The following is a 25,804-nucleotide window of genomic DNA, read 5'->3' as shown; positions in this document are numbered from 1 at the left end:
AGCCAACCGTAAGATCGGCATCGATGATCCCTTCACACCACCTCGCATGACCCTGCTGCGGCAAGGCCGGCTGTTCCTGCTGGTCGGCGCGGCGCAGCTACTGCTCGACTGGGGCGTGTTCGTCGGCGCCACTGCACTGGGCATGCCGCCCCCGCCGGCCAACCTGCTGGCGCGGGTGAGCGGCGCCCTGCTGGGCTTCTGGCTGCATGGCCGGCATACCTTCGCCCACCAGGGCCAGGCCCGCCTGGGATGGTGGCGACTGACGAAATTCGTGTTGATCTGGCTGTCGCTGACCGCACTGAGCACCTGGCTGGTCAGCAGCGTCGCCCAGCATATGGGGCTGCAGCTGGCCTGGCTGGCCAAGCCGCTGGTGGAAGCCGCGTTGGCGGTGCCCGCCTTCTTCCTGTGGCGGCATGTGGTCTATCGCTGAATCCTGACAGCCGGAAAACGCAACGCCGGCACAGGGCCGGCGTTTGCGCTGCAGCGGATCGGCCGGGACCGACCGATCAGTGCTTGAGGTTCTTGCGCAGACGCTCCAGCGCGCTCAGCTGGGCCAGGCTCATGGCCAGCTGCTGCTGCGCTTCTTCCATGCTCATCTTCGGATCCTTCTGCGCCAGCACGCGCTCGGCCTCTTCCTTGGCTGCACGCACCGCGGCCTCGTCGATGGCGTCGGCGCGCACCGCGGTATCGGCCAGCACAGTCACCACCTGCGGCTGTACCTCGAGGATGCCGCCGCTGATCGCAAAGTCCAGAACTTCGCCGTTGTCGCGGGTCACCACGACCTTGCCCGGCTTCAGCCGGGTGATCAGCGGCGCGTGGCGGGGCACGATGCCCAGCTCGCCGATTTCGCCGGTGGCGACGACCAGGGTGACCTCGCCGTGGAAGATCTCGGCCTCGGCACTGACGATGTCGCAACGGATGGTGGATACCATGATGTGGTCTCGCTTTGTTCGGCCCGGGAAGGTAAGAAGTCAGAAGTGAGGAACAAGAGAAAGGCTTTTACTGACTCCTCACTCCTCTTCTCTCACCACTGCTCTTACGCCTTCTCTGCGATCTTGCCCGCCTTCTCGACCGCTTCCTCGATGGTGCCGACCATGTAGAAGGCCTGCTCCGGCAGGTGGTCGTACTCGCCGTCGACGATGCCCTTGAAGCCGCGGATGGTGTCCTTCAGCGACACGTACTTGCCGGGCGCGCCGGTGAACACTTCGGCCACGTGGAACGGCTGGCTGAAGAAGCGCTCGATCTTGCGCGCACGCGACACCGCCTGCTTGTCTTCTTCGGACAACTCGTCCATGCCGAGGATGGCGATGATGTCCTTCAGTTCCTTGTACTTCTGCAGGGTGGCCTGCACCCGGCGCGCGGTGTCGTAGTGCTCGTGGCCGATCACGTTCGGGTCCAGCTGGCGGCTGGTCGAATCCAGCGGATCGACCGCCGGGTAGATGCCCAGCGCAGCGATGTTGCGGCTCAGCACCACGGTGGCGTCGAGGTGGGCGAAGGTGGTCGCCGGCGACGGGTCGGTCAGGTCGTCCGCGGGCACGTACACGGCCTGGATCGAGGTGATCGAACCGGTCTTGGTCGAGGTGATGCGTTCCTGCAACACGCCCATTTCCTCGGCCAGGGTCGGCTGGTAGCCCACCGCCGACGGCATGCGGCCCAGCAGCGCCGACACTTCGGTACCGGCCAGCGTGTAGCGGTAGATGTTGTCGACGAACAGCAGCACGTCGCGGCCCTTGCCCGAAGCGTCCTTCTCGTCGCGGAAGTACTCGGCCAGGGTCAGGCCGGTCAGCGCGACGCGCAGGCGGTTGCCCGGCGGCTCGTTCATCTGGCCGTAGACCATCGCCACCTTGGATTCTTCCGGGGTGTCGACGTTGACGACGCCGGACTCGATCATCTCGTGGTAGAAGTCGTTGCCTTCACGGGTACGCTCGCCCACGCCGGCGAACACCGACAGACCGCTGTGCGCCTTGGCGATGTTGTTGATCAACTCCATCATGTTGACGGTCTTGCCGACGCCGGCGCCGCCGAACAGGCCGACCTTGCCGCCCTTGGCGAACGGGCACATCAGGTCGATCACCTTGATGCCGGTTTCCAGCAGCTCGGTCGCCGAGGACTGGTCCTCGTACGAAGGCGCCGCGCGATGGATTTCCCAATGGTCGGCGGCCTTGACCGGGCCGGCCTCGTCGATGGCGTTGCCGAGCACGTCGAGGATGCGGCCGAGGGTGCCGGTGCCGACCGGGACCGAGATCGCCTTGCCGGTGTTGTCGGCCAGCAGGTTGCGCTTCAGGCCGTCGGTGGAGCCCAGCGCGATGGTGCGCACCACGCCGTCACCCAGCTGCTGCTGCACTTCCAGGGTGATGTCGGTGCCCTGCACCTTCAGCGCGTCGTACACCTTCGGCACTTCGCTGCGCGGGAACTCGACGTCTACCACCGCGCCGATGATCTGAACGATCTTGCCCTGACTCATTTTGGTTTCCTCTTAACTTTCCAATATCGTTGTAGGAGCGGCGTGAGCCGCGACCGCTTCGTTCGGGTTGCAGGTCGCGGCTTGCGCCGCTCCTACAGTGGATCTCGTCAGACGGCTGCGGCGCCACCGACGATTTCGGAAATCTCCTGGGTGATCGCCGCCTGCCGGGACTTGTTGTAAGCCAGGTTCAGCGTTTCGATCAGTTTGCTGGCGTTGTCGCTGGCGGCCTTCATCGCCACCATGCGCGCCGCGTGCTCGGAGGCCACGTTCTCCAGCACCGCCTGGTACACCAGCGACTCGATGTAGCGGGTCAGCACGTGCTCCAGCACCGCTTCCGCGTCCGGCTCGTACAGGTAGTCCCAGTCGTGCCGGGTCTCCAGCTGCTCGCCGGCGGCCAGCGGCAGCAACTGGTCGAAGGCCGCGCGCTGGGTCATGGTGTTGACGAAATCGTTGTACACCAGATACACGCGGTCGACCTTGCCGGATTCGTAAGCATCCAGCATCACCTTGATCACGCCGACCAGCTGGTCCAGGTGCGGCACGTCGCCCAGGTGGGTGACGCTGGCCAGCATGTCGACCTTGATGCGGCGGAAGAACGCCGACGCCTTCTGGCCGATGGTGACCATGTCGATCTCGGCGCCCTGCTGCTGCCATTGGCGCATCTCGCCGACGGCCTTGCGGAACAGGTTGTTGTTCAGGCCACCGGCCAGACCGCGGTCGGACGACACCACGATGTATCCGACCCGCCCGATCTCCTTGCGCTCGACCAGGTACGGGTGCTGATACTCGGAATTGGCCTGGGCCAGGTGTCCGATCATCTGCTTCATGGCGCGCGCGTACGGGCGCGAAGCGTTCATCCGCTCCTGCGCCTTGCGGATCTTGGACGCCGAGACCATTTCCAGCGCGCGGGTCACCTTGCGGGTGTTCTGCACGCTCTTGATCTTGGTTTTGATTTCTCTGCCGCCCGCCATTTCGTCTCTCTCTGTCGTGGGCGCCGCATCAACCGCGGCTCCCGTCGCGGCTTGCGCCGCGCCTGCGATTACCAGCTACCGGTCTTCTTGAAGTCCTCGATGCCCTGCTTGAACGCCGCTTCCAGCTCGTCGTTCCAGTCGCCGCTGTCGTTGATCTTCCCGACCACGTCGCCCAGGGTGTTGTCGAAGTGGGCCAGCAGCGATTCCTCGAACGCTAGGATCCTGTTGACCGGCACGTCGTCCAGATAGCCTTCGTTGACGGCGTAGATCGACAGCGCCTGATGCGCGATCGACATCGGCGCGTACTGTTTCTGCTTCATCAGCTCGGTCACGCGCTGACCGCGCTCCAGCTGCTTGCGGGTCGCTTCGTCCAGATCCGAGGCGAACTGGGCGAACGCCGCCAGCTCACGATACTGGGCGAGCGAGATGCGGATGCCGCCCGACAGCTTCTTGATGATCTTGGTCTGCGCGGCGCCGCCGACGCGCGACACCGAGATGCCGGCGTTCACCGCCGGGCGGATGCCGGCGTTGAACAGGTCGGTTTCCAGGAAGATCTGGCCGTCGGTGATCGAGATCACGTTGGTCGGCACGAACGCGGAGACGTCGCCGGCCTGGGTCTCGATGATCGGCAGCGCGGTCAGCGAACCGGTCTTGCCCTTCACGGCGCCGCCGGTGGCCTTCTCGACATAGTCCTCGGACACGCGGCAGGCGCGCTCCAGCAAACGGCTGTGCAGGTAAAACACGTCGCCCGGATAGGCTTCGCGGCCCGGCGGGCGCTTCAGCAGCAGCGAGATCTGGCGATAGGCCACCGCCTGCTTGGACAGGTCGTCGTAGACGATCAGCGCGTCTTCGCCACGGTCCAGGAAGTATTCGCCCATCGTGCAACCGGAGTAGGCGCTGATGTACTGCATCGCCGCCGATTCGGAGGCGGTCGCGGCGACCACGATGGTGTGTGCCAGCGCGCCGTGCTCTTCCAGCTTGCGCACCACGTTGGCCACCGACGAGGCCTTCTGCCCGATCGCCACGTACACGCACTTAACGCCGGTACCCTTCTGGTTGATGATGGCGTCGACCGCCAGCGCGGTCTTGCCGGTCTGGCGGTCGCCGATGATCAGCTCGCGCTGGCCGCGGCCGATCGGGATCATGGCGTCGACCGACTTGTAGCCGGTCTGCACCGGCTGCGATACCGACTTGCGCCAGATCACGCCCGGGGCCACGCGCTCCACCGGGGCATGGGTCTTGGCATCGATCGGGCCCTTGCCGTCGATCGGCTCGCCCAGCGCGTTGACCACACGACCCAGCAGCTCCGGACCGGTCGGCACTTCCAGGATGCGGCCGGTGGTCTTGGCCACGTCGCCTTCGCGCAGGTGCTCATAGTCGCCCAGCACCACGGCGCCGACCGAATCGCGCTCCAGGTTCAGGGCCAGCGCGAAGCTGTTGCCCGGCAGTTCGATCATTTCGCCCTGCATCACGTCGGCCAGGCCGAAGATGCGCACGATGCCGTCGGACACGCTGGTCACGGTGCCTTCGTTGCGCGCCTCGGCGGCCAGCTTGACCTTTTCTATCCGGGTCTTGATCAGTTCGCTGATTTCGGAGGGGTTGAGCGTGGTAGCCATTTTGGTTTCCTGTAGGGCGGGCCCTGGCCCGCCATCCTGTTCGGTGGGCCGGGGCCCGCCCATGTGTTTCGGTTTAATTCGCCAAAGCTGTCTGCAGCCGCTCCAGCTTGCCCTTCAGCGAGCCGTCGATCACCACGTCGCCGGCGTCGATGACCGCGCCGCCGATCAGCGAGGCGTCCACCGCCGTCTCGACCTGTACTTCGCGGCCGAAGCGGCGCTTCAGCGCCACCTTGATGCCGTCCAGTTCGGCCGCCGGCAAGGCCTCGGCCGAGGTCACCGTGGCGCGGATCACGCACTCGGCTTCCGCGCGCAGCTCCTCGTACAGGCCGGCGATTTCCGGCAACAGCGGCAACCGGCGGTTCTCGGCCAGCAGGGCCAGGAAGCGCGAGAACGCTTCGCCGCCGGCATCGCTGCCGACCAGTGCAATGGCGTCGGCGTCGTCCAGTTCCGGATTCAGCAGCAACGGCGCCACTCGCGGATCAGCGGCCACGCGCGCAGCCAGGCCGAGCGCTTCGGACCAAGCCGGCAACCGACCTTCGTCGCTGGCGATGCCGAACGCGGCGCGGGCATACGGACGGGCGAGGGTGAGAGCCTGGCTCATGGTCAGATCTCGGCCGCCAGCTCGTCGAGCAAGGCCTTGTGCGCGTTGGCGTCGATCTCGCGCCGCAGCAGCTTCTCGGCGCCGGTGACCGCCAGCGCGGACACCTGCTTGCGCAGGTCTTCGCGGGCACGGTTGGTCGCCGCCTCGATCTCGGCCTGGGCGATTTCCTTCTGCCGCGCGGCTTCGGTCAGCGCCTCGTTGCGCGCCGCCTCGATGATCTGGTTGGCGCGCTGGTGGGCCTGCTCGATGACCTCGTTGGCCTTGGCGCGGGCCTGCTTCAGCTCGTCGTCGATCTGTTCCTGCGCCTGAGCCAACGCCTTCTGGCTGTTGTCGGCCGCGGCCAGGCCTTCGGCGATCTTCTGCTGACGCTCTTCGATGGCCGCGATGATGCTCGGCCAGCCGAACTTCATCACCAACCACGCCACCGCGAAGAACGCGAGGCCCTGGACGATGAAAGTGAGATTGATATCCATGACGTACTCCAGGGCGCCGGCGGGTCGCGCCGACGCCGTGCCAGGGCGCTAGATCAGCCGGCGATCGCCGAGAGGAACGGGTTGGCGAAGATCAGCAGCAGGGCGATGGCCACACCGATGATCGGCACCGCGTCCAGCAAGCCGGCGACGATGAACATCTTGGTCTGCAGCATCGGGGTCAGTTCCGGCTGGCGGGCCGAGCCCTCGAGGAACTTGCCGCCCAGCAGGGCGAAGCCGATGGCGGTACCGAGGGCGCCAAGGCCGATCAGCAGGCCGGCCGCGATGACCGTGAACTTCGCCACTTCGGCGTACAGGGCAATGTTTTCCATGGTGTTCTCCGTGGTGCTACGAGTTGATTGAAAGGGTAAAAGGAACTGAAACCAGTACTGCGAAACGTTTGCGGAACGCGGCAAGCCGCGATCAGTGGCTTTCCACCGACATGCTCAGGTAGACGATGGTCAGCATCATGAAAATGAAGGCCTGCAGGGTGATGACCAGGATATGGAACGCGGTCCAGACGAAGCCGGAAATGAACTGGATCGGCGCCATCACGTAGGTGAGGCCGCTGGAGAAGGCCGCGTTCCAGGTCATCAGCGCGATCAGGATGAAGATCAGCTCGCCGGCGTACATGTTGCCGAACAGTCTCAGGGTCAGCGACAGCGGGCGCACCAGTTCCTCAATCACGCGCAGCAGCAGGTTGACCGGGGCCAGAATGATCTTGCCGACCGCGCCGTGGGCGTGGAACGGGGCGGTGAAGGCTTCCTTGACGAAGGTGCCGACGCCCTTGTGCCCGATCGCGAACACCTGGATCAGCAGGAACACCATCAGCGACAGGCCAAGGGTGATGTTGAGGTCGGCGGTCGGCACCACGCGCAGGTAGGCATGATGGGGGTCGTGGCCGGCCAGCTCGTTGAGCTTCATCCACGCGCCCGGCAGCCAGTCGACCGGGATCATGTCCATGAAGTTCATCAGGAACACGATGCAGAAGATGGTGATGGCCAGCGGCGCGATCAGCTTGCTGCGGCCGTGGAAGGTTTCGCGCACCAGGCCGTCGACGAATCCGACCACCATCTCGACGAAGGTCTGGAACTTGCCGGGCACGCCGGCGGTCGCCTTGCGCGAAACGCGCAGGAACACCACCAGGAACAGCAGCGACAGCAGCAGCGAAATCACCACACTGTCGACGTTGAGGGTCATGAACTTGCCCTCGCCGACCTGCCACTGCAGGTGCTGCAGGTGGTGCTGGATGTATGCGGTGGAACCGCCGGAACCCGCTTCCGCTTCAGCGCTCACGTTCAACCCTGACACTAAGATTCAAAAGGATCGGGTACGCCACCACGCCGGTCGCGAACCCTGCCAGCACCGGCAGCGGCGCCATGCGCCAGACAGCCAATGCCACTGCGAATACCGTTATTGCCGCCGTCCATTTCAGCAGCGTGGCAATCAGCAAGCGCCTGAACGCCGGTCTGGCCGCCACCACCCCTCCGCCCAGCGCGACATGCGCAGCCAGGGCATTGCCCAGCACCACTCCCGCTCCGCCCACGGCCGCGGCGATGGCGGCCTGAGGCCCCTTGATCAGGAAGGCCAGTGCCGCTATCGCTACCGCAACCGCCTGCCAGACCGCCGCGCGCAATGCCAGCCGCCGGCCCGCGGCAACCGAATTCGACACACGAAAAGCCCGGAAGTGGACAGGGGGACAAGGCCAATCAAAGCACCTCGCCGAGCAGCGAAAGTATAGCAGTCGTTAATTTTCAGCGGCAACCGCCAAAGGTCGAATGCCGGCGGTGCCGGAATGGCGTCGACGTGGCGTCGGCCTTGCCGCAAACACCGTTCCTGATGCCTCGTGCAGGGCGGGGTATCCCGAGCTGTACAGCCACATCGGAACAGGAGGTGACTCCGTCAAGGGGTCGACCTTTCGATAGGAAATGTCTATCAATTTCTTTCAAGCAATCCATTTGACAAGAGAACTCCCATCTAGATAATAGGAATCATTCTCAATTGGAGTCGGTCATGGCCAAGACGATGAGCTTCGCCGCCCTGCACTTCAGCGTGGCTTTCCTGCTGGGCTGGTTGTTTACCGGCAGCTGGCTGGTTGGCGGCGCCCTGGCCCTGGTGGAACCGGCCTGCAACACGGTGGTGTTCCACTTCCACGAGAAGTTCTGGAAGCGGCGCGAGCTTCGGCGCTCCGGCCAGTCCGAGGCATTGGCCGTCTGACCCTCCCCGCCCGCAGGCGGGGCGAGCCAGCTATTTCTTCTTCGGGATGTACAGGTCGGTGATCGTGCCTTCGTAGACTTCGGCCGCCATCGCCACCGACTCGCTGAGCGTCGGGTGCGGATGCACGGTGGCACCGATGTCGGCCGCCTCGCAGCCCATCTCGATCGCCAGCGCCAGTTCGCTGATCAGGTCGCCGGCATGCACGCCGACGATGCCGGCGCCGATGATGCGGTGGCTGTCCTCGTCGAACACCAGCTTGGTGAAGCCCTCGCCGCGGCCGATGCCCACCGCGCGCGCCGAAGCCACCCACGGGAACTTGCCGACGCCGACTTTCAGGCCCCTGGCCTTGGCCTCGGTCTCGGTGACACCGGTCCAGGCGATTTCCGGATCGGTGTAGGCCACCGACGGAATCACCCGCGCCACCCACTCCTTCTTCTCGCCAGCGGCGACTTCCGCGGCCAGCTTGCCTTCGTGGGTCGCCTTGTGCGCCAGCATCGGCTGCCCGACCAGATCGCCGATGGCGAAGATGTGCGGCACGTTGGTACGCATCTGACGGTCGACCGGGATGAAGCCGCGTTCGCTCACCTGCACGCCGGCCTTGTCGGCATCCAGCTTGCCGCCGTTCGGCGTGCGGCCGACCGCGACCAGCACGCGATCAAACATGCCGGACTCCAGTTCCGGCGCCTGGCCTTCGGTGGCACTTTCGAAATGCACGGCAATGCCTTTCTTCGACGCTTCGACCTTGGCGGCCTTGGTCTTGAGATGCACGACCACACCCTGCTTCTTCAGCCGGTCGGCCAGCGGCTTGACCAGATCCTTGTCGGCACCCGGCATCAGTTGGTCCATGAACTCGACCACGGTGACCTGCGCGCCCAGCGCGCGGTACACGGTCGCCATTTCCAGACCGATGATGCCGCCGCCGACCACCAGCAGCGTTTTCGGCACTTCGGCCAGCTGCAGGGCGTCGGTGGAATCCATCACCCGCGGGTCGTCCCACGGGAAGTTGGGCAGCTTCACCGCCTGCGAGCCGGCGGCGATGATGCATTGCTCGAAGCGCAGCAGCTGCGTCTTGCCGCCGGCGCCGGCGATTTCGAGCTCATTCGGCGAAACGAACTTCGCCACGCCGGTCACCGTGCGCACCTTGCGCTGCTTGGCCATGCCGGCCAGGCCCTTGGTGAACTGGCCGACCACCTTGTCCTGCTTGAAGCCGCGCAGCTTGTCGATGTCGATCTTCGGCTTGCCGAAACTGATACCGATGGCGTCCGAATGCGCCGCCTCCTCAATCAGCGCCGCCGCGTGCAGCAACGCCTTCGACGGGATACAGCCCACGTTGAGGCAGACGCCACCCAGCGTGTCGTAGCGTTCGACCAGCACCGTGTCCAAGCCGAGGTCGGCGGCGCGGAACGCCGCGGTGTAGCCGCCGGGGCCGGAACCGATCACCACCATCCGACACTCGATGTCGGCCGGCTTGCCGGTACCGGTCGCGGCCTTCGGTGCCGGAGCGGCGGGTGCGGCCGGCGGCGCGGCGGCAGGAGCCGGGGCAGCAGGAGCCACCGGGGCGGACGCCGGCACCGAAGCGGCGCCTTCAGCCTCCAGGATCGCTACCACCATGCCTTCGGACAGGCTGTCGCCCAGCTTGACCCTCAGCTCCTTGACCACGCCAGCCGCCGAGGACGGCACTTCCATCGTCGCCTTGTCCGACTCCAGCGTGACCAAGCCCTGGTCCTTCGTCACCGTGTCGCCGACCGCAACCAGCACCTCGATCACCGGCACGTCGCTGTAATCGCCGATATCGGGAACCTTGACTTCGATATTCGCCATTCTTCCGTTCCCCTTACAGCAGCACGCGGCGCATGTCGGCCAGCACCTGCGCCAGGTACGCGGCGAAGCGCGCGGCGGCGGCGCCATCGATGACGCGATGGTCGTAGCTCAGCGACAGCGGCAGGATCAACCGCGGCTGGAACTGCGCACCGTCCCAGACCGGCTGGATCGACGATTTCGATACGCCGAGGATCGCCACTTCCGGCGCGTTGACGATCGGGGTGAACTTGGTGCCGCCGATGCCGCCCAGCGAACTAATCGAGAAGCAGCCGCCGGACATGTCGGCCGGACCCAGCTTGCCGTCGCGCGCCTTCTTCGCCAGGTCGCCCATTTCCTGGCTGATCTGCAGCACGCCCTTGCTGTCCACGTCGCGCAGCACCGGCACCACCAGCCCGTTGGGCGTGTCGGCGGCGAAGCCGATGTGGAAGTACTTCTTCAGGGTCAGGTTTTCGCCGGCGGCGTCCAGCGAAGCGTTGAACTCGGGGTATTTCTTCAGCGCCGCCGCACTGGCCTTGATCAGGAAGGCCAGCATGGTCAGCTTGATGCCGGCCTTCTCGTTCTCCTTGTTCAACTTCACCCGCAGCGCTTCCAGCTCGGTGATGTCGGCGTCTTCATGCTGGGTGACATGCGGGATCATCGCCCAGTTGCGCGCCAGGTTGGCGCCGGAGATCTTCTTGATCCGCGACAGCGGCACCGTCTCGGTGTCGCCGAACTTGGAGAAATCCACCTTCGGCCACGGCAGCAGGTTCAGACCGTTGCCGCCGCCTGCCGGCGGCGGCGGCGCGCCCGTACCGGACATCACGCCCTTGACGTATTTCTGCACGTCGGCCTTGCCGATGCGCCCACCCTTCTCGCTGCCGGCGACCTGCGACAGATCGACGCCCAGTTCGCGCGCGAACAGGCGCACGGCCGGGCTGGCGTAGGGCACCTTGGACGGCAACACGCTATCGGCGCCGAAACTGACCGGCGGCGACTGCGGCGGGGCCGCCGACAAGGCAGTCAATTCAGCCGGCTCGACCGCAACCGGTTTCGCTTCCGGAACAGGCGCCGGTGCAGGTGGTTCCGGCTTCGACGCAGGCGCGCTGGCCGACGCTGCCGCCGCCGCGGTGTCACCGACTTCGATCAGCGCCACCACCTTGCCTTCGGCCAATTCGTCGCCCAGCTTGACCTTCAGCTCCTTGACCACGCCATCGAACGGCGACGGCACTTCCATCGTCGCCTTGTCCGACTCCAGCGTGACCAAACCCTGGTCCTTCTTCACCGTATCGCCGACCGCGACCAGCACCTCGATGACGGGGACATCGCTGTAATCGCCGATATCGGGAACGCGGGCTTCCTTGACTTCAGCCATACGGGGAACTCCGGGGGAACACGTGAACGGGAGAACTGCTATTGTGGACAGCGCAACGCACTGCGCACAACCTCTGCAGTGCAGCAATTTCGCCGTCTCGGCAGGCCATGCCGACGATACTGCCGCGTATTCGTCGAAACCGACGCCGCTGGTATGGCTTTGGTCGGATCAGCAGACCGCATCGCCATCTGTCCCTTCGTCCACGGGCGACGACCGAACCGGTCAAGCGTCTGCCGCAGCCAACACCGACCATGCCCGAACCAGCGCGGGCAGATCCATCGCGGCATGCGCCGGACTGGTCGATGGCAACGGCAGCACGGTCAGCGTCTGCAACCGTTGCGGCTGTAATTGCGGCACCACGTATCGACGGAACGCCGATGCCGCCTTGCCGCCATTCAGCGCGACCACGGCGATACCAGTTTGCTCTTGCAGTATTTCGGCGACGGCATTGGGCAGCTCGCTGCCGCGTTCGATGGCCGAATCCAGGCTGCCACGGCGCCGGCAGCGGCCGATCACGTCCCACAGGCCCACGCCTGCGCGCTGCAAGCCGACGATGCGCCGTTCGTATTCGTGCCCGGCCGGGATGCCGAACAGGTGCTGCATCAGCGGCCAGAACCGGTTGCGCGGATGCGCGTAATACTGCCCGGCCTGCAGCGAAGCGCCGCCGGGCATCGAGCCCAGCACCAGCACGCGGCAATCGGCCGCAATCCGCGGCCCCAGTCCGACCAGTTCCTCCGCCATATTCAACCGGCAGGCGATTGCCAGGGACGCACCACCAGCAAGGCGCCGACGACGACCAGTGCGGCACCCAGCATGCGCATGCCGTCGATCGGCTGGCGCGCGTGCAGCACGCCGAAATGATCGAGCAGCAGCGATCCGATCAACTGGCCGAACACCACCAGGCAGATCAGCGGCGCGGCGCCCATGCGCGGAATCAGCAGGGTCGCCGCGGCCACGTAGACCGCGCCGATCACGCCCCCGGTCCAGGCCCACCACGGCACCCGCACCAGCGCCGCCACTTCGAACACCGGCTTGGCCGCCCACCACCACAACAGCAGCACCAGCGTGCCGACCGCGAACGACGCCAACGCGGCGAACAGCGGCCCGAAGGTCTGTCGACCCAGCGCGGCGTTGATCAAGGCCTGCAACGGCAACAACATGCCGATGAAAACCGCCAGTCCCAGACTCATTGCTTTCACGTGCCGCCTCCACCCGTCCGATTCTGGCAATCACGATACGCGAACGCCGGCCGCGGTTTGGCGACGCCGACGGATCAGTGCGGTGCGCGGCCCAGGTGCCGGTCGAAGAAATCCGCGATCAGCCCGTAGGCTTCTCGCGATTCGGGCAGTTCCGGAAACACGAAGAAGGCGTGCCACATGCCATCGAACAGCACCAGATCGGCCTCGACCCCCGAACCCAGCAGGCGCCGATGCATGGTGGTCAGGGCACTGACCGAAAAATCCCTGCCACCGGCCAGCAACAGCGTCGGCGGGAAGCGTTCGAGCAGTTCCGGAAACTTGCCCGGATACGCCGCCGGACCATCGACCGAATCCGCCAGCAGATAGGGGGGGCGCGCGTCGCTGTCGGCCTTCATCGGCGCGGCGCCGGTCGCCAGTTGTCCCAGCACAACCGAGTCGCCGGCGAACGGCAAGCCGGTGCCGCAGAAGGTGCCGATGGCACCGGGGCGCGGCAGGCCCGCCCGCAGGATCCTGGCGGTTGCCTGCGCGGTCAGCACCCCGCCGGCCGAACAGCCGTAGATGCCAATGTTCTCCGCCCGGTATTCCTCCAGCAGCGCCCGGTACACCGCCTCCACGTCTTCCGCAGCGGCCGGGTACGGATGCTCGGGCGCCAGCCGGTAGTCGACCGCCACCACCCGCATGCCGGCAACGACGGCAATCGGAATCGCCTCCACCAGCGCGCCGCTGCCCGCGCCCCACATGAAGGCGCCGCCATGCAGATTGATCAACACGCGCGCGCCGTTACCTTCCGCGACGCCGGCCGCCGGGTCGACGACCTGCACCGGCACTCCGCCCATGGTCGTTGCTTCCACCCGCGCCAGGTAACGCGATTGCACTTCGCGCAGCCGTGCATCGTTGTAGTCCTGATAGAAACGCCGCAAGTCGGCGATGTCGGTAGAGGGCGGGCCTTGATCCGCCTGCAGCTGCTCGAACCGGGTTCTGGCCTCGGGGCTGGCGAAACGGCTGTAGGGCAACGACGTCGCCGGCATGTCCACCCGGCTGCCTGTAGCCGGTTCGACAGCCGCCTGCGCTAAAACCGTTCCGCTGCAGAAGAACAATATCGCGACGAAGACCGACCATCTGCTCATCAGGAGCACTCCCTGCAATAGCGAAAATCGCGAAGACGCGCAGCCAGTCGCGTCGATGCGCCGGAAACGGCCCGGTCAGTCGTCATGATCCGTGGCGGATTCTGCAACATCCGTTGTCTCGACCGGCGGTTTCACCGCCAGGTACACCGTGCTCCACAACTGCGCGGCATTGGATTCGTCGGCATCGCCGCCGCTCTGGCCGAACGGCTCTATCCGGTAGCGGCCATCCTTCCACGACCAGGACCACAATTCCGAGGTACGCAGATCGCGGGTGGCATCGATGACCCGCCACAGGCGGCGCTGCGCCGAGCGCAGACGGTCCCGCACGCCGGCAGGCAGGTCGGTCCGGGCCAGCTGCCGCGCCAGACCGTCGGCCAGCAGTGCCTGTTGCCAGGACCAGACCACGGTGCCGTGGTAGGCCGTGCGACCCAGCAGCTTCGCGACTCCGGGATCGGCATAGGCCGGATTCGCCACCAGCATGCCGACATCGGTCATCAGGCCCGCCGGAAACGGACGCATCATGTCATCGACCATTCGTTCGAGCGTTCCGGGGTCGGGGTTGCCGAACAGCAGGGCAAAGCCGTAATCGGAATGCAGTACCGGAATCGGCTTGCCCTGCGCGTCCAGCGCCAATGCATCGAATTTGAGCCCCTCCGACGGCAGGCTGTCCAGCGCCGCCGTCGGATCGATGCCCTGCCCGTTCGCATAGGCGCGCACGGCTGCATTCGCCGCTCCGGCATCCAGCTTCACCCTGAACATGGCAGGCGCCTTTTCCGCCCAGACCCGTGCCAGGACCTTGCAATCGTCGAACATCCCGCCATTCGCATACGGCTGCAGCAGTCCGGAACCGGCAAAGCGCGCAATCGCCTCGAGCGCCGCCGGCATCCAGACCGCATTCACGTCGTAGGCGTAGCGCCCGTAGGCATTGCCCTCCTGACTGTCGCGCCACTGGCCGGTGCTGCGCCCTTCGCCGAAGGCGATCAGGTGGCCGGCTTCCGGCGCAGATGCGAAAGCGCGCGCCGACTTCGTCACGAAAGCGAAGTTGCGCACCAATGCCGAACTCAGGGCTTCGCCCGTTGCCGTCCTTCGGGCCAGGAACGCTTCCGCGCGGGCACGATCTGCGGCGCGATCCAGGTCCAGCGTATCGAGCAGATAGGTCGCCGCGACCGGTGCCAGCATGCGGTCGTCATCGACCATGCCGTAGTCGTACAACGGCGCATCGCCATCTTCGCCCCGTTCGCGGCGGCGAAGCACGGCGAATTCGCCGATGTCCTCCTCGTGCGCCACCTCGCCGTTCGCGTTCAGGCGGTCGAGCACTGCAGCCAGGCCGGCCTCGACGGCATCCGGCTGCAGGACCGGCATCAGCATCCGCAAGGACAACAAGGTATCGCGACCGAAATACGTGTCGAAACGCCAGGAGCCGGCCAGATACTTGTCCCGGTAGGCGAGGAAACGCAGCGCCTGGCGGCTGCGCGGATCGCTGCCGGCATCGGCGTTGAACAATTCCCCGGCCGCGAACGGGGTCAGCGGCGTTTCGCCGGTATACGCCTCGATTCGCAGGCGCAGCGGTTGTCCCGGACGATCCGGCACCAGGGTCAACGGCGACTGCCCGGCAATCCGTCCCTGCTCGATCACCAGCGCCATTCGGTAGCCGGGGGCGCCATCCAGGCGGTGCCGCCGCCAAAGGATCGTGTCGGTCGACACCTCCGCCCTGGCTGCCGTCTGCGGCGGATACGGCTGCCCCAGCTGGTAGTCCCGCAACACGCGCACGCTTCCCAGCACCGCATCCTTCACCACCAGTCGCGTTGCATCGACGCTGGCCGTGGCGACGATGCCGTGCAGTGCACGCCCCGCATCATCGACGACCGTGGCACCACGCATGTCCTCGAGCGTCCATCGCACGGTCGAGTCGGTCGCCTCGAACCAGACGCCGACCCCGCTGTTGCCGGCAGGGAACGCCACCAGCGCGCGCGGATGCACGCCCGAGTCGAGCAGCACATGCACCGCGACCGGTCCCTCCTGGTAGAACGCATTCTCGACCCTGCCCTCGCTGATCCTGAACTGCAGGGGTTCGGCAGTCACCTGTACGCATACGCCACACAATGCGACCGCCAACAGCATGGGCCAGGCCCTCATTGCGCAATCTCCATCGCCGCTGGCGAGGTCGTGCCGCGACGATCGGACCACCGCTTGAGCAGCAATACTGCGGGCAACAGCAGCGCCAGCGGTATCAGCGACAGGTAGAATGCCGTCTGTCCGCCGAACCGCGCGAATACGTGTCCGGTGACGAACGAGCCGGTGCTGCCGCCCAATGCCGAGAACACCACGGCCAGGCCGGCCATCGCGGCATGCCGCGTCCTGGGCAATGCGCTGAGCACCGCCGAGACGATCGAAGGGTAGATCGGCGCGATGAACAGGCCGATCAGCGGAAACAGGAACGCCGCTTTCGGCGCATGCCACCAGCCATCGGCGGCCGGTGGCTGGGCATTTGCCGCCAGCGGCAGGACCACCAGCACCAGACCCGCCGTCGCCAGCAGGCAGAACACCAGCAACCAGTGCCAGGACATGCGACGCAACAACAGGCCCGCACCGAGGCGGCCCAGCGCGGTGCTGGCCGCGAACAGGCTCCCCAGCTGCACGCTGGTCGCAGTCGACAGATGCAGCACATCGGCATTGAAGGTCGGCAGCCAGGTGTTGATGCCCTGTTCGAGCAGCACGTACAGGAACGCCGACACCAGGAACACGATCACCAGCGGCACCGCGATCAGCTTGATCATGTCCAGATAGGACTGGGCGATGTTGTGGCCATCAGTCGCGGCGCTTTCGTCCATGCTCGACACTGCCAGCAGGCCGATGATGATCACGCACGCCCCCACCAACCACCAGTAGATGTGCAGCCAGACCGGATCATCCGGGGTCTCCTGCTGGCCGATGAAGATGCTGTACAACCATGGACCGGCCAGAACGCCGATCATGAAACAGCCTTCGACGAAACTGGTCAGACTCGCATGCCCCTTGCTGTCTTCGGTCAGCAGGCCGATGCTGGAATAGACCGAAACCTTCACGAAAGCGAAGGCCACGCCCAGCACGGCCAGCATCAGCTTCATCACCCAGAACGTGTTGGCCAGCGGCATCATCGCGCATGCCGCCGCGGTCGCGACCAGGCCCAGCATCATCCCGCGGCGATAGCCCAGTCGCGGCAGCCATGACGCAACCAGAAACGCCACGACCGCGATGGGCAGATCCTTGTACGCATCAAGAACGCTGGTCGCCTCCTTGCTGACACCGTAAGCCTTCTGGCTTATCAGGATCAGGGTACCCACGCTGTTGAGCAGTATGGCGAAGACCATGTAGGTCAGGATCATCGCCAGAATCATGCGGGAACGGCTCATTCATGGACTCCGATCATGGACGACAGGACGACAAACGCTCCGGCCGGGACATGCCCCGACTGCGGATGCACCGTCAGCGCGGGAAACACGACGTCATCGTACTTGGGCGACTTCATGGTTGCGGATCTGCACAAGGCGGGGCGCGCCAACGCGCCCCGCCGCCGGATTTCGCCAATCCGGGCCGGCAACACCGTTACCAGCTGTACTTGGCCTGGAAGTTGATCTCGCGGCCTTCCAGCGGACGCGCCAGCAGCACACCGCCGCTGCTTGCGGCTGAACCGAAGATGCGCGAATTGCTCTCGGTCAATCCCAGCTCGTTGGTCACGTTGGTGCCGCGCAGCGCGAACGACCAGTTGTAACCGACGTTGGAGGTGATACCGAAATCCAGCGTGTGGTACGAGCCAAGTTCCTGCAGACCCGACTGGTCCTGGGTGTGATCCCCGACATGGGTATAGGTGATGTACGGGGTGATGTCGCCCCAGGCGAAGTCGAAGCGGTAGCTGGGCGTCAGCATCGCGCGGATCTTCGGTTGCCGCTGCAGTTGCTCGCCATCGATGGCGGCGCACTGGTCGACACCATTGATGTCGGTATACGGGAAACAGGCATCGTAGTCGGTGTATTCGCCGTCGAGATAATTGGCCACCAGCTGGATGCGCAGGTTGTCGGTCGGCGTCACCGCGCCAATGAAGTTGACCCCGAACGAGTCGGAACCATAGACCTGCACGTCACCGGTCGGAGTGCCAAGGCCGTTGGTCGGCTGGTACTGCAGGCCGGTGAACTTGCGGCGATAGGCACTGATGTCGGCGTACAGCAGCTTGGACTGGTACTTGAAGCCGATCTCGTAGTTGCGAATCTTCTGCATGGGTGGCGTGTTGCCGGTGGTGCTGCCGCGAATGCCGTTGTCGAAATCAAGGAAATGTCCGCCCGTATTGACGCGTCCGTACATCGACATGTGGTCGTTGAACGAATAGTTCGCCCCCGCACTGAAGGACGGATGGGTCTTGTCATAATCGGTCTTGGCATAAGTGCCGTTGCAAACCGGAACCGCGTTGTCGTACAGCGTAGTCGGGTCGCCGTCCAGGTCGACGTTGTCCAGGTTGCACACGTTGTTGGTGGCATCCTGATTCTCGATGCGACCGGACAAATCCAGCAGCCATTTGCCGACCCGCCACGAATCCGACAGGTACAGCGCGGTGTTGGTTGCGCTGCCGTGCTCGGCGATATGGAATCCGCTGAAATCGGCAAAGCCCTGGCTGTCGGTGCGATAGTAGGTGGTGCCGCCATCATCGTAGGTGACCATGATGGGACGCGCATTGGGTTCATTGGTCATCAGCATCTGATTGCCCAGCGACCACTTGTCGTCCATGGTGTAGTGGTTGACATACAGGCCGATGGTCAGCGTGTTTCCGTCAAACAATTCCTTGCTCAGGCGGAAATCGTTGTTGAAACTCTTCAGGTGCTTGTGAATATGCCACCAGCCCTGCTGGATGACGCTCTGGTCCAGCGCCACGTCTCCACCACCGACGTAGGTTGCCGTGGCAGTCCCCGCGGGCAGGGCGAAGCCGCCCGGAACGCCGGCGGTGTACAGCATGTCGTTCAGGCTGGCCGGGTTGTTGCCGGAAAACAGCGCACTGGTGTCCATGTCGCCTTCGTCGAACAGGAACTTGTCGCTGATCGACCAGCCGTTGCCCAGGTCGTAGTCGAAGTTGCCGCCGACGAAGATCATGTCGGCGCCGCGGCCATCGGCCAGATCGGCGTCCACGCCCCCGGCCACGCCGCCGTAGGACGGCAAGTGCACATGCTGGATGGCCTTGCTGTAGTAGGTGTCCTTCAGCGGATCGAAGCCGGGATAGGCGCGGAAACTGTCCGTGCCGGTCTGAACCAGCGGAATCGGGGTGATGAACTGGTTCTTGTCGTTCAGATAGCGCGCGTACAAGGTCAGGTTGCCCTTGTCGTCGGCGAAGTCGTGCGACAACGTGGCGGTCAGCTGGCCGCCCTCGTCGGCCTTGAACTGCGGATCGCGCACGCCGTCGGAACTGCGCCAGAAGCCGCCAACGCTGCCGTACCAGCCATCGGCCACCTTGAAGCCGCTGAAGGCATCCAGCCGCAACAGGCCTTCATCGCCATAAGTCAGACCGACGCTGCCATAGGGCGTATCGGAACCGGTCTTCAGGAAGAAGTTGGCCGTGGCGCCGATCTGGCCGTCGGCGAACACCACCGACGGGCCGCCTTGCAGGATTTCGGTCGAACCCACCGTGTCGTCAAGGCGGAACATCGAGGTCGTCTCGAAGAACGACAGGGTCGGCATGCCATACAACGGCGAGCCCATCAGCAACGTGGAGAAGTACGGCGCGTCGCCGCCACCAGGGAAGCCGGCGATCTCGATGTTGGCGCCGGTCTGACCGCCGGTCGATTCCGGCCACAGTCCGGGCGAGATCTTCAGCAGGTCGGCCGTGCTCTTGGGATTGGCCATCTTGATCTGCTCTTCGCTTGCGCGAACGATGTTGTAACTGGCCTCGAGTTTCTTGACGCCGCCTCTGACCGCGCTGCCGGACACGACCACCGCATCGAGCGTGGTCGCCGCCTGGTCGCTGGACGGAGCGGTATCGGTGGCTTCCTGCGCCTGCGCGTACACCGGAGCCAGGGCCGCGGCGATGGCGGCAGAGAGCGTGTAACGGATGAATTTCTTGTATCTCATGATATTTCCCTCCAGTGGGTGCTTCTTTTTGAGTCGATACAGCTGATGCGTCGCAGTCTTTGCCGCGACGTTTACGGCAACACGAAATCCTCCAGCCGGAACGCCGCCAGCGACGGCAGCACGCGGTCGGCCTGCGCCAGTTCGACGGGATCGCCGATGCCCACCGCGGGCATGCCGGCATCGCGGATGGCGACGATGCCGGCGGCGGCGTCTTCAACGCCGATGCATTGCGCCGGGGCGACGCCCAGCGCATTGGCCACGGTCAGGAAGATTTCCGGATCGGGCTTGGCGTTGCGGATGCGGGCCGCATCGGCCACGTAGTCGAAGCGATCGGCGATGCCCAGCCGCTGCAGCAACGCCGCGGCATTGCGGCTGGCCGAGGCCAGGCCCAGCTTCAGACCACGGGCACGCGCCTCGGCCAGTAGACGCTCGACACCTTCGAACAGATCCGCCGGTGTGACGTGTTCGATCTCAGCCACGTAGTAGGTGTTCTTGCGCGCGGCCAGCGCCTGCTTTTCTTCGTCGGAATAGCCACGCTCGGCACGTTCCAGGATGATTTCCAGCGAGGCCATGCGGTCGACGCCCTTCAGGCGCTCGTTGACCTTGCGGTCGAACGGCACGCCGATCTCGTCGGCCAGCCGCTTCCAGGCGCGGTAGTGGGTGCTGGCGGTATCGGTCAACACCCCATCCAGGTCGAAAATCAATGCGCGACACTGGCGCGGGAATACCGCCGTCTCAGCCAATTCGTCGGCGATGACCTGCGACTGGCCAGGCAACAGGTCCAGCACCCGACCTGCATGGCGGATGCGCAGCGGCGCCTGTCCGGTCAGCGTGTAGTGCACGCCACTGGCATCCACTTCAACCCGCAGCGCGCTGCCGCGCCAGCGCAGGCCGAAGCGATAGCTCTGCCAGGCCGCGGGCAAGCGCGGATGGAAGTGCAGTTCGCCTTCGACTACACGCAGCCCGCCGAAGCCCTGTGCCAGCCCCAGCCAGCTGCCGGCCAGCGCCGCCATGTGCACGCCGTGGTCGGTATTGCGGTGCAAATCGTCCAGATCGACCCGCAAGCCGGCGTCGAAATAATGCCAGGCACGCGCCGGATGGCCGACCTCGCCTGCAAGGATGCCGAACACCGAGGCCGACAGGGTGGAATCGTGGGTGGTGATGGCTTCGTAGTAGTCGAAGTCGCGGCGCTTGCTCGCCGCATCGATGCCGTCGCCGGCCAGCACCAGGGCCATGACCACGTCGGCCTGCTTGCAGACCTGGTAGCGGTACAAGGTCAGCGGGTGGTAGTCGAGCAACAGCGGCCGGTGTTCGCCCTGCTGCAGCGGATGCGGCCAGCGCGGCTTGTCCAGGAAGGTGTCGTCCTGCGCATGCACGCCCAGCGCCTCGTCGTAGGGCAGGTACATCGTGTCGGCCGCGCGTTGCCAGTTGGCGACTTCGTCGGCGTCCACCCTCAGCTGGCGCGCCAGTCCGGCGATCGCATCCGGCCGCTGCTCCTGCAGCAACTGCCAGACCTGCGCGGCGCGCTGCAGGTGCCGCTGCGCCATCCGATTGGTGTAGTAGTTGTTGTCGACCAGGGTCGTGTACTCGTCTGGCCCGGTCACTTCGTGGATGCAGAAGCGGTTGTCGCGGTGCGGATTGAAGTGGCCGATCTGCATCCACACCCGCGCAGTTTCGAACAGCATCTCGGCGCCGGCCTCAGCCAGGAAATCCACGTCGCCGCTGGCGTCGAAGTACATGCCGATGGCGTAGGCGATCGCGGCATTGATGTGGTAGGCCGCCGAGCCGCTGGGGTAGTGGGCCGAGCACTCGCCACCGGCGATGGTGCGCCAGGCGTACAGCGCGCCGCTGTCGTGGTTCATCTCCCGCGCATGCGCGCGCGCCGCGTCCAGCGTGCGATGGCGGTACATCAGCATGGCGCGGGCGATGTCCGGCGCCGTCAGCGCCATCACCGGCAGCACGAAAGCCTCGGTATCCCAGAAGCAATGACCTTCGTAGCCTTCCCCGGTCAGGCCCTTGGCCGCGGTGCCGTGCACACCGTCGTGCGCGGCCGACTGCAGCAGATGAAACAGGTTGAAGCGCAACGCCTGCTCGCTGGCGGGATCGCCACCGACACCGAGTTCGGCCGCCTGCCAGAACTCGTGCAACCCTTCGGCATGGCGGCGGGCCAGGCCGTCGAAGCCCAGGCTCATGGCCTCGCGCAACGCCTCGTCCGCCCGTTCGTGCAGCGTGGCCGACGAATCGCCACAGGCATAGGCCACGTACTTTTCCAGGGTGACGCCCTGCCCGGGCTGCAGGCGCACGCGATAACGTTGCGCCACCCGGTCCGGTTCGCGCTCACTGCCGTCGTAGGCGGGCATGTCATCGCCGCCGTGGCGCTGCGCACAAACCAGATGGATGCCACTGTGGCGGGTGCGCTGGCGCAGGCTCGCCTGCACTTCGCTGGCTTCGCCGGCCTCGGTGATCAGGCCTTCGCCTCCGGACACGCCGATGCGTGGGTCGTCGCCCTGCGCCGCCGCCTGTTGCCCGCTTTCCAGCGCCGACACCAGGGTCAGCGGACCGTCGTAATCGACCGATTCCACGCGATAGCGGATCGCCAGCAGATCGGCCGCGCCGGGACGTGTCGTCGTTGGCACCACACGCTCGGCGACGATATCCAGCGTCCTGCCCTGCGGTGTGCGCAAGCGCGCACGACGGGTCAGGCGCCCATCGCGCAAATCCAGTTCGCGCCGAAACCGCAGCCATTCCACGCGCCCCGGATCGACCCGCTCTTCGTCCAGCCAGATGCCGATGCGGGCGCCGTCGGCGACCGGCAGGCGGGTATCGGTATGGCGGGCGAAACCGGGGAAACGCTCGTGGTAGTGAATCGGATGGCGCTCGTAGACACCGGCCATGAAGCTGCCACCACGACCGCCTTCCTCCAACCCGGCACGCACGCCGAGCGAACCGTTGGCCAGCGCGAACAGGGTCTGGTCACGGGCGTCGCTGACGGGGTCGTAACCGTCGCGGCACAACCGCCAAGGGTCGATTGCCCCCGTGGTTGCGTTCGCCCCGGTATCGATCTGCGCCTGGTTCGTCAGCTCCTGCCTGCCCACGTCGCCTCGCTTTCCAATGCCACCGGTCCGGTGGCCGCGGCGGACACTAGGCGGCCATTGTTATCGATGTCAAGTTATCGATAACAAATGCGGATTTTGTTCGAAAACGGCGCTCCAGACAGATCCGGCGCCACCGCCCGATATCGACGACATGCCGATGAAATCCAAGGAGTTATCTGCCGAAAGACGATCATCATCCGGATGCGATTCGGGATAACCGCACGCTGCGGCGCACAACGCGTCCGCGGTTCAGGTGGCGCGCAGCACCAGATGGGTCGGCAGGGTCTCCGAATCGGCCGCTTCGCCCTCGATCAGGGCCCGCACCTTGCGTGCCAGCAGCACGCCGGCATCGAGGAAATTCTGGTGGACCGAACTCAGCGGCGGCACGTAGGTCGCGCCCAGCGGGGTGTCGTCGTAGCCGATCACCGAAACGTCTTCCGGAACCCGCCGGCCGCGTTCGAGCAGGGCACGGATTGCACCGATTGCCAGCAGGTCGCTGGCCGCAAACAGCGCGTCAAACTGCGGCTGCCGCTCGAGCAGGGCACGCACGGCCTCGGCCCCGGCGCTGACGGTGAAGCCACCCACCGGCGGGGTCAGCGGCTGGATGCCGTAACCGGCCAGGGTGTCGGCAAAACCGGCCAGGCGCTCGGCGAACTCGCCGTGGGCGGGATCGCCGAGGAACACCGGCCGGCTGCGACCCAGGGCAAGGAAGCGCTCGGCGACCAGCGCGCCACCGCGGCGGTTGTCACTGCCGACCACCACCTCGGACTCGTGCCGGCTGACCGCACCCCAGACCACCAGCGGTCGGCCCCAACTGCGCACGGCGTGCATGGCGTCCTCGTGCGCGCCCTGGCCCAGCAGGATCACCCCGTCGGCCGCCTGCACGCTGGGCGGCGGCGGCCCCTGCAATGCGGTCAACAACACGCTGTAGCCGGACGAGGTCAGTTCCTGGGTAATACCACCGAGCAGTTCCAGCGGATATGGACCGGACATCTGCCGCTCCAGACTCGGTTTCATCTCCACCACCACCGCCACCGTCATGCTGCGGCGCAGGCGCAGGTTGCGCGCATTGATGTTGAAGGCGTAACCGTGCTGGCGTGCCACTTCCTGCACCCGGGCCCGGGTCTCGGCGTTGACCAGCGGACTGTCGCGCAGGGCACGGGACACGGTGATCGCCGAAACGCCGGCGATCTTGGCCAGGTCCGCCATGGTCGGTCCGGCGTCCGGCAAGGTCTGCGGGGATCTGGGGCGGCGCTTGGGCATCGGCGGTCACGCGGCTGCGATACGACCATTGTAGGCCAGCCATTGCCGCGTTCAGGGATGCTCGGCTTCGGCGTGCACCTGTTCGCGACGCAGCAGATAGAAGCCGCTGGCAATGATGATTCCCGCCCCAAGCCAGGTCACCATGTCCGGCAGCACGCCCCATACCGCCAGATCCAGCCCGACCACCCAGATCAGCGCGGTGTATTCGAGCGGCGCGATCAACGAAGCCTCGCCGCGGCGGAAAGCCTCGGTCAGCGCCACCTGTCCCAGCCCACCGACCACGCCAACGCCGGCGATGATCGCCGCATCGTCCCAGCGCAACGGCTGCCACTGTGGCAGCGCCAGCATCCCGGCGCCCAGCGAGAGCAGCGTCAGCATCCACACCACCATGGCCTGGGTGCTGTCGCGCTGCGCCAGCACCCGCACGGTCAGCGAATTGCCCGCGTAACAGGCGGCCGACACCAGCACGGCCAACCCGGCGCGGATCGGGAACCCCTCGCCGTTGGGCCGCAGGATCACCAGCACCCCGAGCATGCCGATCGCGATGGCGACCCAGCGCTGAGCACCGACTTTTTCCTTCAACACCGGCCCGGCCATCGCGGTGACCAGTAGCGGGGCGACGAAGGCGATTGCGTACGCGGTGGACATCGGCATCTGCCGCAGGCCGTAGACGAAACCGACCATCATCGCGATGCCCAGCGCGCCGCGCAGCAGGTGCAGCGACCAGTGCACCCGCAGCAGCGAACGCGGCGGCACCGTCAACAGCGCCCATACCAGCACGAACGGCAACGAGGACAGCCCGCGCAACGTGGCCACCTGCAAGGGCGGGTAATGCGCCGACAGCAGTTTCAGGCCCGCGTCCATCAGCGCGAACAGTGCCACCGCCAGCAGCATCAGGCCGATCGCGGGCAGTGGCGAAGTCTGGCGGGACAGCGGCACGGAGGTCATGGTCCATTATCGCATCGCGGCCGGGTTACCCTGATAGCCCGGAATGATTCCCGCACCCCTCTCCGCAACCAGGAGCGATCCGCCGCCATGCCCTCCTTCGACGTCGTATCCCAGGTCGATACCCACGAACTGACCAATGCGGTCGACCAGGCCAACCGCGAACTGTCCAACCGCTTCGACTTCAAGGGGGTGGACGCGAAGTTCGCGCTGGACGAGCGCCTGATCGTGCAGTCCGCACCCAGCGACTTCCAGCTCAAGCAGATGTCCGACATCCTGCGCGCGCGGCTGATCGCGCGCGGCATCGACGCCCGCTGTCTGGAGTTCGGCGAGGTGGAAACCAACCTGGCCGGCGCACGGCAGAAGATCACCGTGCGCCAGGGCATCGAACAGAAACTGGCCAAGCAGATCGTGGCCAAGATCAAGGAATCGAAGATCAAGGCCGAGGCGCAGATCAACGGCGACAAGCTGCGGGTCAACGGCAAGAAGCGCGACGACCTGCAACAGGTCATCGCCCTGCTGAAGGCCGCCGAGTTCGAGCTGCCACTGCAGTTCGACAATTTCCGCGACTGAC

The 25,804-nt window shown here is 65.6% G+C and carries 23 protein-coding genes; 3 read left to right on the top strand and 20 right to left on the bottom strand.

The genetic code is table 11. The features are described 5' to 3' along the window. The first annotated feature begins 46 nt into the window (after positions 1–46). A complete protein-coding gene (locus tag CSC70_RS03585; protein WP_162455239.1) occupies positions 47–430 on the top strand; it encodes a GtrA family protein in 384 nt (127 codons plus the stop codon). A gap of 76 nt (positions 431–506) precedes the next feature. On the opposite strand, the gene CSC70_RS03580 is transcribed toward CSC70_RS03585, so the two are convergent. From CSC70_RS03580 to CSC70_RS03540, 9 genes are all read right to left on the bottom strand, one after another. Next, on the bottom strand, positions 507–932 hold the full coding sequence (locus tag CSC70_RS03580; RefSeq protein ID WP_162455238.1) for a F0F1 ATP synthase subunit epsilon: 426 nt from the start codon (positions 930–932) through the stop codon (positions 507–509). A 104-nt stretch (positions 933–1,036) separates the two neighbouring features. Then, the gene (atpD, locus tag CSC70_RS03575) at positions 1,037–2,464 is read right to left on the bottom strand and encodes a F0F1 ATP synthase subunit beta (protein WP_162455237.1); all 1,428 of its coding nucleotides are present in this window, start codon (positions 2,462–2,464) and stop codon (positions 1,037–1,039) included. Between the two features lie 107 nt (positions 2,465–2,571). Continuing rightward, positions 2,572–3,435: a F0F1 ATP synthase subunit gamma gene (gene atpG, locus CSC70_RS03570; RefSeq protein WP_162455236.1), complete on the bottom strand. Its 864-nt coding sequence runs from the start codon at positions 3,433–3,435 to the stop codon at positions 2,572–2,574. Positions 3,436–3,503: 68 nt separating this feature from the next. Further along, positions 3,504–5,051: a F0F1 ATP synthase subunit alpha gene (gene atpA, locus CSC70_RS03565; RefSeq protein ID WP_162455235.1), complete on the bottom strand. Its 1,548-nt coding sequence runs from the start codon at positions 5,049–5,051 to the stop codon at positions 3,504–3,506. 73 nt (positions 5,052–5,124) lie between these two features. Then, positions 5,125–5,652 carry a F0F1 ATP synthase subunit delta gene (locus CSC70_RS03560; RefSeq protein ID WP_162455234.1) on the bottom strand — a complete coding sequence of 176 codons (528 nt, stop codon included), beginning with the start codon at positions 5,650–5,652 and terminating at the stop codon, positions 5,125–5,127. A 2-nt stretch (positions 5,653–5,654) separates the two neighbouring features. Continuing rightward, the gene (locus CSC70_RS03555) at positions 5,655–6,125 is read right to left on the bottom strand and encodes a F0F1 ATP synthase subunit B (RefSeq protein WP_162455233.1); all 471 of its coding nucleotides are present in this window, start codon (positions 6,123–6,125) and stop codon (positions 5,655–5,657) included. A gap of 53 nt (positions 6,126–6,178) precedes the next feature. After that, positions 6,179–6,454: a F0F1 ATP synthase subunit C gene (atpE, locus tag CSC70_RS03550; RefSeq protein WP_162455232.1), complete on the bottom strand. Its 276-nt coding sequence runs from the start codon at positions 6,452–6,454 to the stop codon at positions 6,179–6,181. Positions 6,455–6,545: 91 nt separating this feature from the next. Next, entirely contained in the window at positions 6,546–7,418 is an 873-nt protein-coding gene (gene atpB / locus CSC70_RS03545; RefSeq protein WP_162455231.1) for a F0F1 ATP synthase subunit A, read from the bottom strand. Then, a complete protein-coding gene (locus CSC70_RS03540) occupies positions 7,408–7,794 on the bottom strand; it encodes an ATP synthase subunit I (RefSeq protein ID WP_162455230.1) in 387 nt (128 codons plus the stop codon). The genes atpB and CSC70_RS03540 overlap by 11 nt, the downstream gene beginning before the upstream one ends. A 341-nt stretch (positions 7,795–8,135) precedes the next feature. Here CSC70_RS03540 and CSC70_RS03535 point away from each other — a divergent pair, with 341 nt between their 5' ends. Then, positions 8,136–8,339 carry a DUF2061 domain-containing protein gene (locus tag CSC70_RS03535; protein WP_162455229.1) on the top strand — a complete coding sequence of 68 codons (204 nt, stop codon included), beginning with the start codon at positions 8,136–8,138 and terminating at the stop codon, positions 8,337–8,339. 30 nt (positions 8,340–8,369) lie between these two features. On the opposite strand, the gene lpdA is transcribed toward CSC70_RS03535, so the two are convergent. The 11 genes from lpdA to CSC70_RS03480 form a co-directional block, all read right to left on the bottom strand. After that, entirely contained in the window at positions 8,370–10,160 is a 1,791-nt protein-coding gene (lpdA, locus tag CSC70_RS03530; RefSeq protein ID WP_162455228.1) for a dihydrolipoyl dehydrogenase, read from the bottom strand. Between the two features lie 13 nt (positions 10,161–10,173). Beyond that, positions 10,174–11,511: a dihydrolipoyllysine-residue acetyltransferase gene (gene aceF / locus CSC70_RS03525; RefSeq protein ID WP_162455227.1), complete on the bottom strand. Its 1,338-nt coding sequence runs from the start codon at positions 11,509–11,511 to the stop codon at positions 10,174–10,176. Positions 11,512–11,733: 222 nt separating this feature from the next. Continuing rightward, complete coding sequence (locus CSC70_RS03520; RefSeq protein WP_162455226.1) at positions 11,734–12,252, bottom strand: DNA-deoxyinosine glycosylase; 519 nt, start codon at positions 12,250–12,252, stop codon at positions 11,734–11,736. A gap of 2 nt (positions 12,253–12,254) precedes the next feature. After that, the gene (locus CSC70_RS03515; protein ID WP_246189318.1) at positions 12,255–12,701 is read right to left on the bottom strand and encodes a DMT family transporter; all 447 of its coding nucleotides are present in this window, start codon (positions 12,699–12,701) and stop codon (positions 12,255–12,257) included. Between the two features lie 83 nt (positions 12,702–12,784). Continuing rightward, positions 12,785–13,837, bottom strand: coding sequence for an alpha/beta hydrolase (locus CSC70_RS03510; protein WP_211369398.1), 1,053 nt, complete (start codon positions 13,835–13,837; stop codon positions 12,785–12,787). Positions 13,838–13,912: 75 nt separating this feature from the next. Beyond that, positions 13,913–15,973: a glucosidase family protein gene (locus CSC70_RS03505; RefSeq protein ID WP_246189305.1), complete on the bottom strand. Its 2,061-nt coding sequence runs from the start codon at positions 15,971–15,973 to the stop codon at positions 13,913–13,915. Continuing rightward, complete coding sequence (locus CSC70_RS03500) at positions 15,970–17,229, bottom strand: MFS transporter (protein ID WP_162455224.1); 1,260 nt, start codon at positions 17,227–17,229, stop codon at positions 15,970–15,972. The genes CSC70_RS03505 and CSC70_RS03500 overlap by 4 nt, the downstream gene beginning before the upstream one ends. A 193-nt stretch (positions 17,230–17,422) precedes the next feature. Beyond that, positions 17,423–19,927 (bottom strand): TonB-dependent receptor, encoded by a 2,505-nt coding sequence (locus CSC70_RS03495; protein WP_162455223.1) that lies wholly within the window; start codon positions 19,925–19,927, stop codon positions 17,423–17,425. Positions 19,928–19,998: 71 nt separating this feature from the next. Then, entirely contained in the window at positions 19,999–23,022 is a 3,024-nt protein-coding gene (gene pgmB, locus CSC70_RS03490; RefSeq protein WP_246189304.1) for a beta-phosphoglucomutase, read from the bottom strand. A 249-nt stretch (positions 23,023–23,271) separates the two neighbouring features. Beyond that, positions 23,272–24,231, bottom strand: a complete 960-nt coding sequence (locus tag CSC70_RS03485) for a substrate-binding domain-containing protein (protein ID WP_162455345.1) — start codon at positions 24,229–24,231, stop codon at positions 23,272–23,274. Positions 24,232–24,336: 105 nt separating this feature from the next. Beyond that, entirely contained in the window at positions 24,337–25,224 is an 888-nt protein-coding gene (locus CSC70_RS03480; RefSeq protein WP_162455344.1) for a DMT family transporter, read from the bottom strand. A 96-nt stretch (positions 25,225–25,320) separates the two neighbouring features. Between CSC70_RS03480 and CSC70_RS03475 the strand changes: the two genes are divergently transcribed. After that, positions 25,321–25,803: a YajQ family cyclic di-GMP-binding protein gene (locus CSC70_RS03475; protein WP_162455222.1), complete on the top strand. Its 483-nt coding sequence runs from the start codon at positions 25,321–25,323 to the stop codon at positions 25,801–25,803. Position 25,804: the final 1 nt, after the last annotated feature.

It is taken from the genome of Pseudoxanthomonas kalamensis DSM 18571 (assembly GCF_010211745.1).
GTDB classification, from domain to species: Bacteria; Pseudomonadota; Gammaproteobacteria; order Xanthomonadales; family Xanthomonadaceae; genus Pseudoxanthomonas_A; species Pseudoxanthomonas_A kalamensis.
This window is presented reverse-complemented; position numbering and strand designations above follow the sequence as displayed.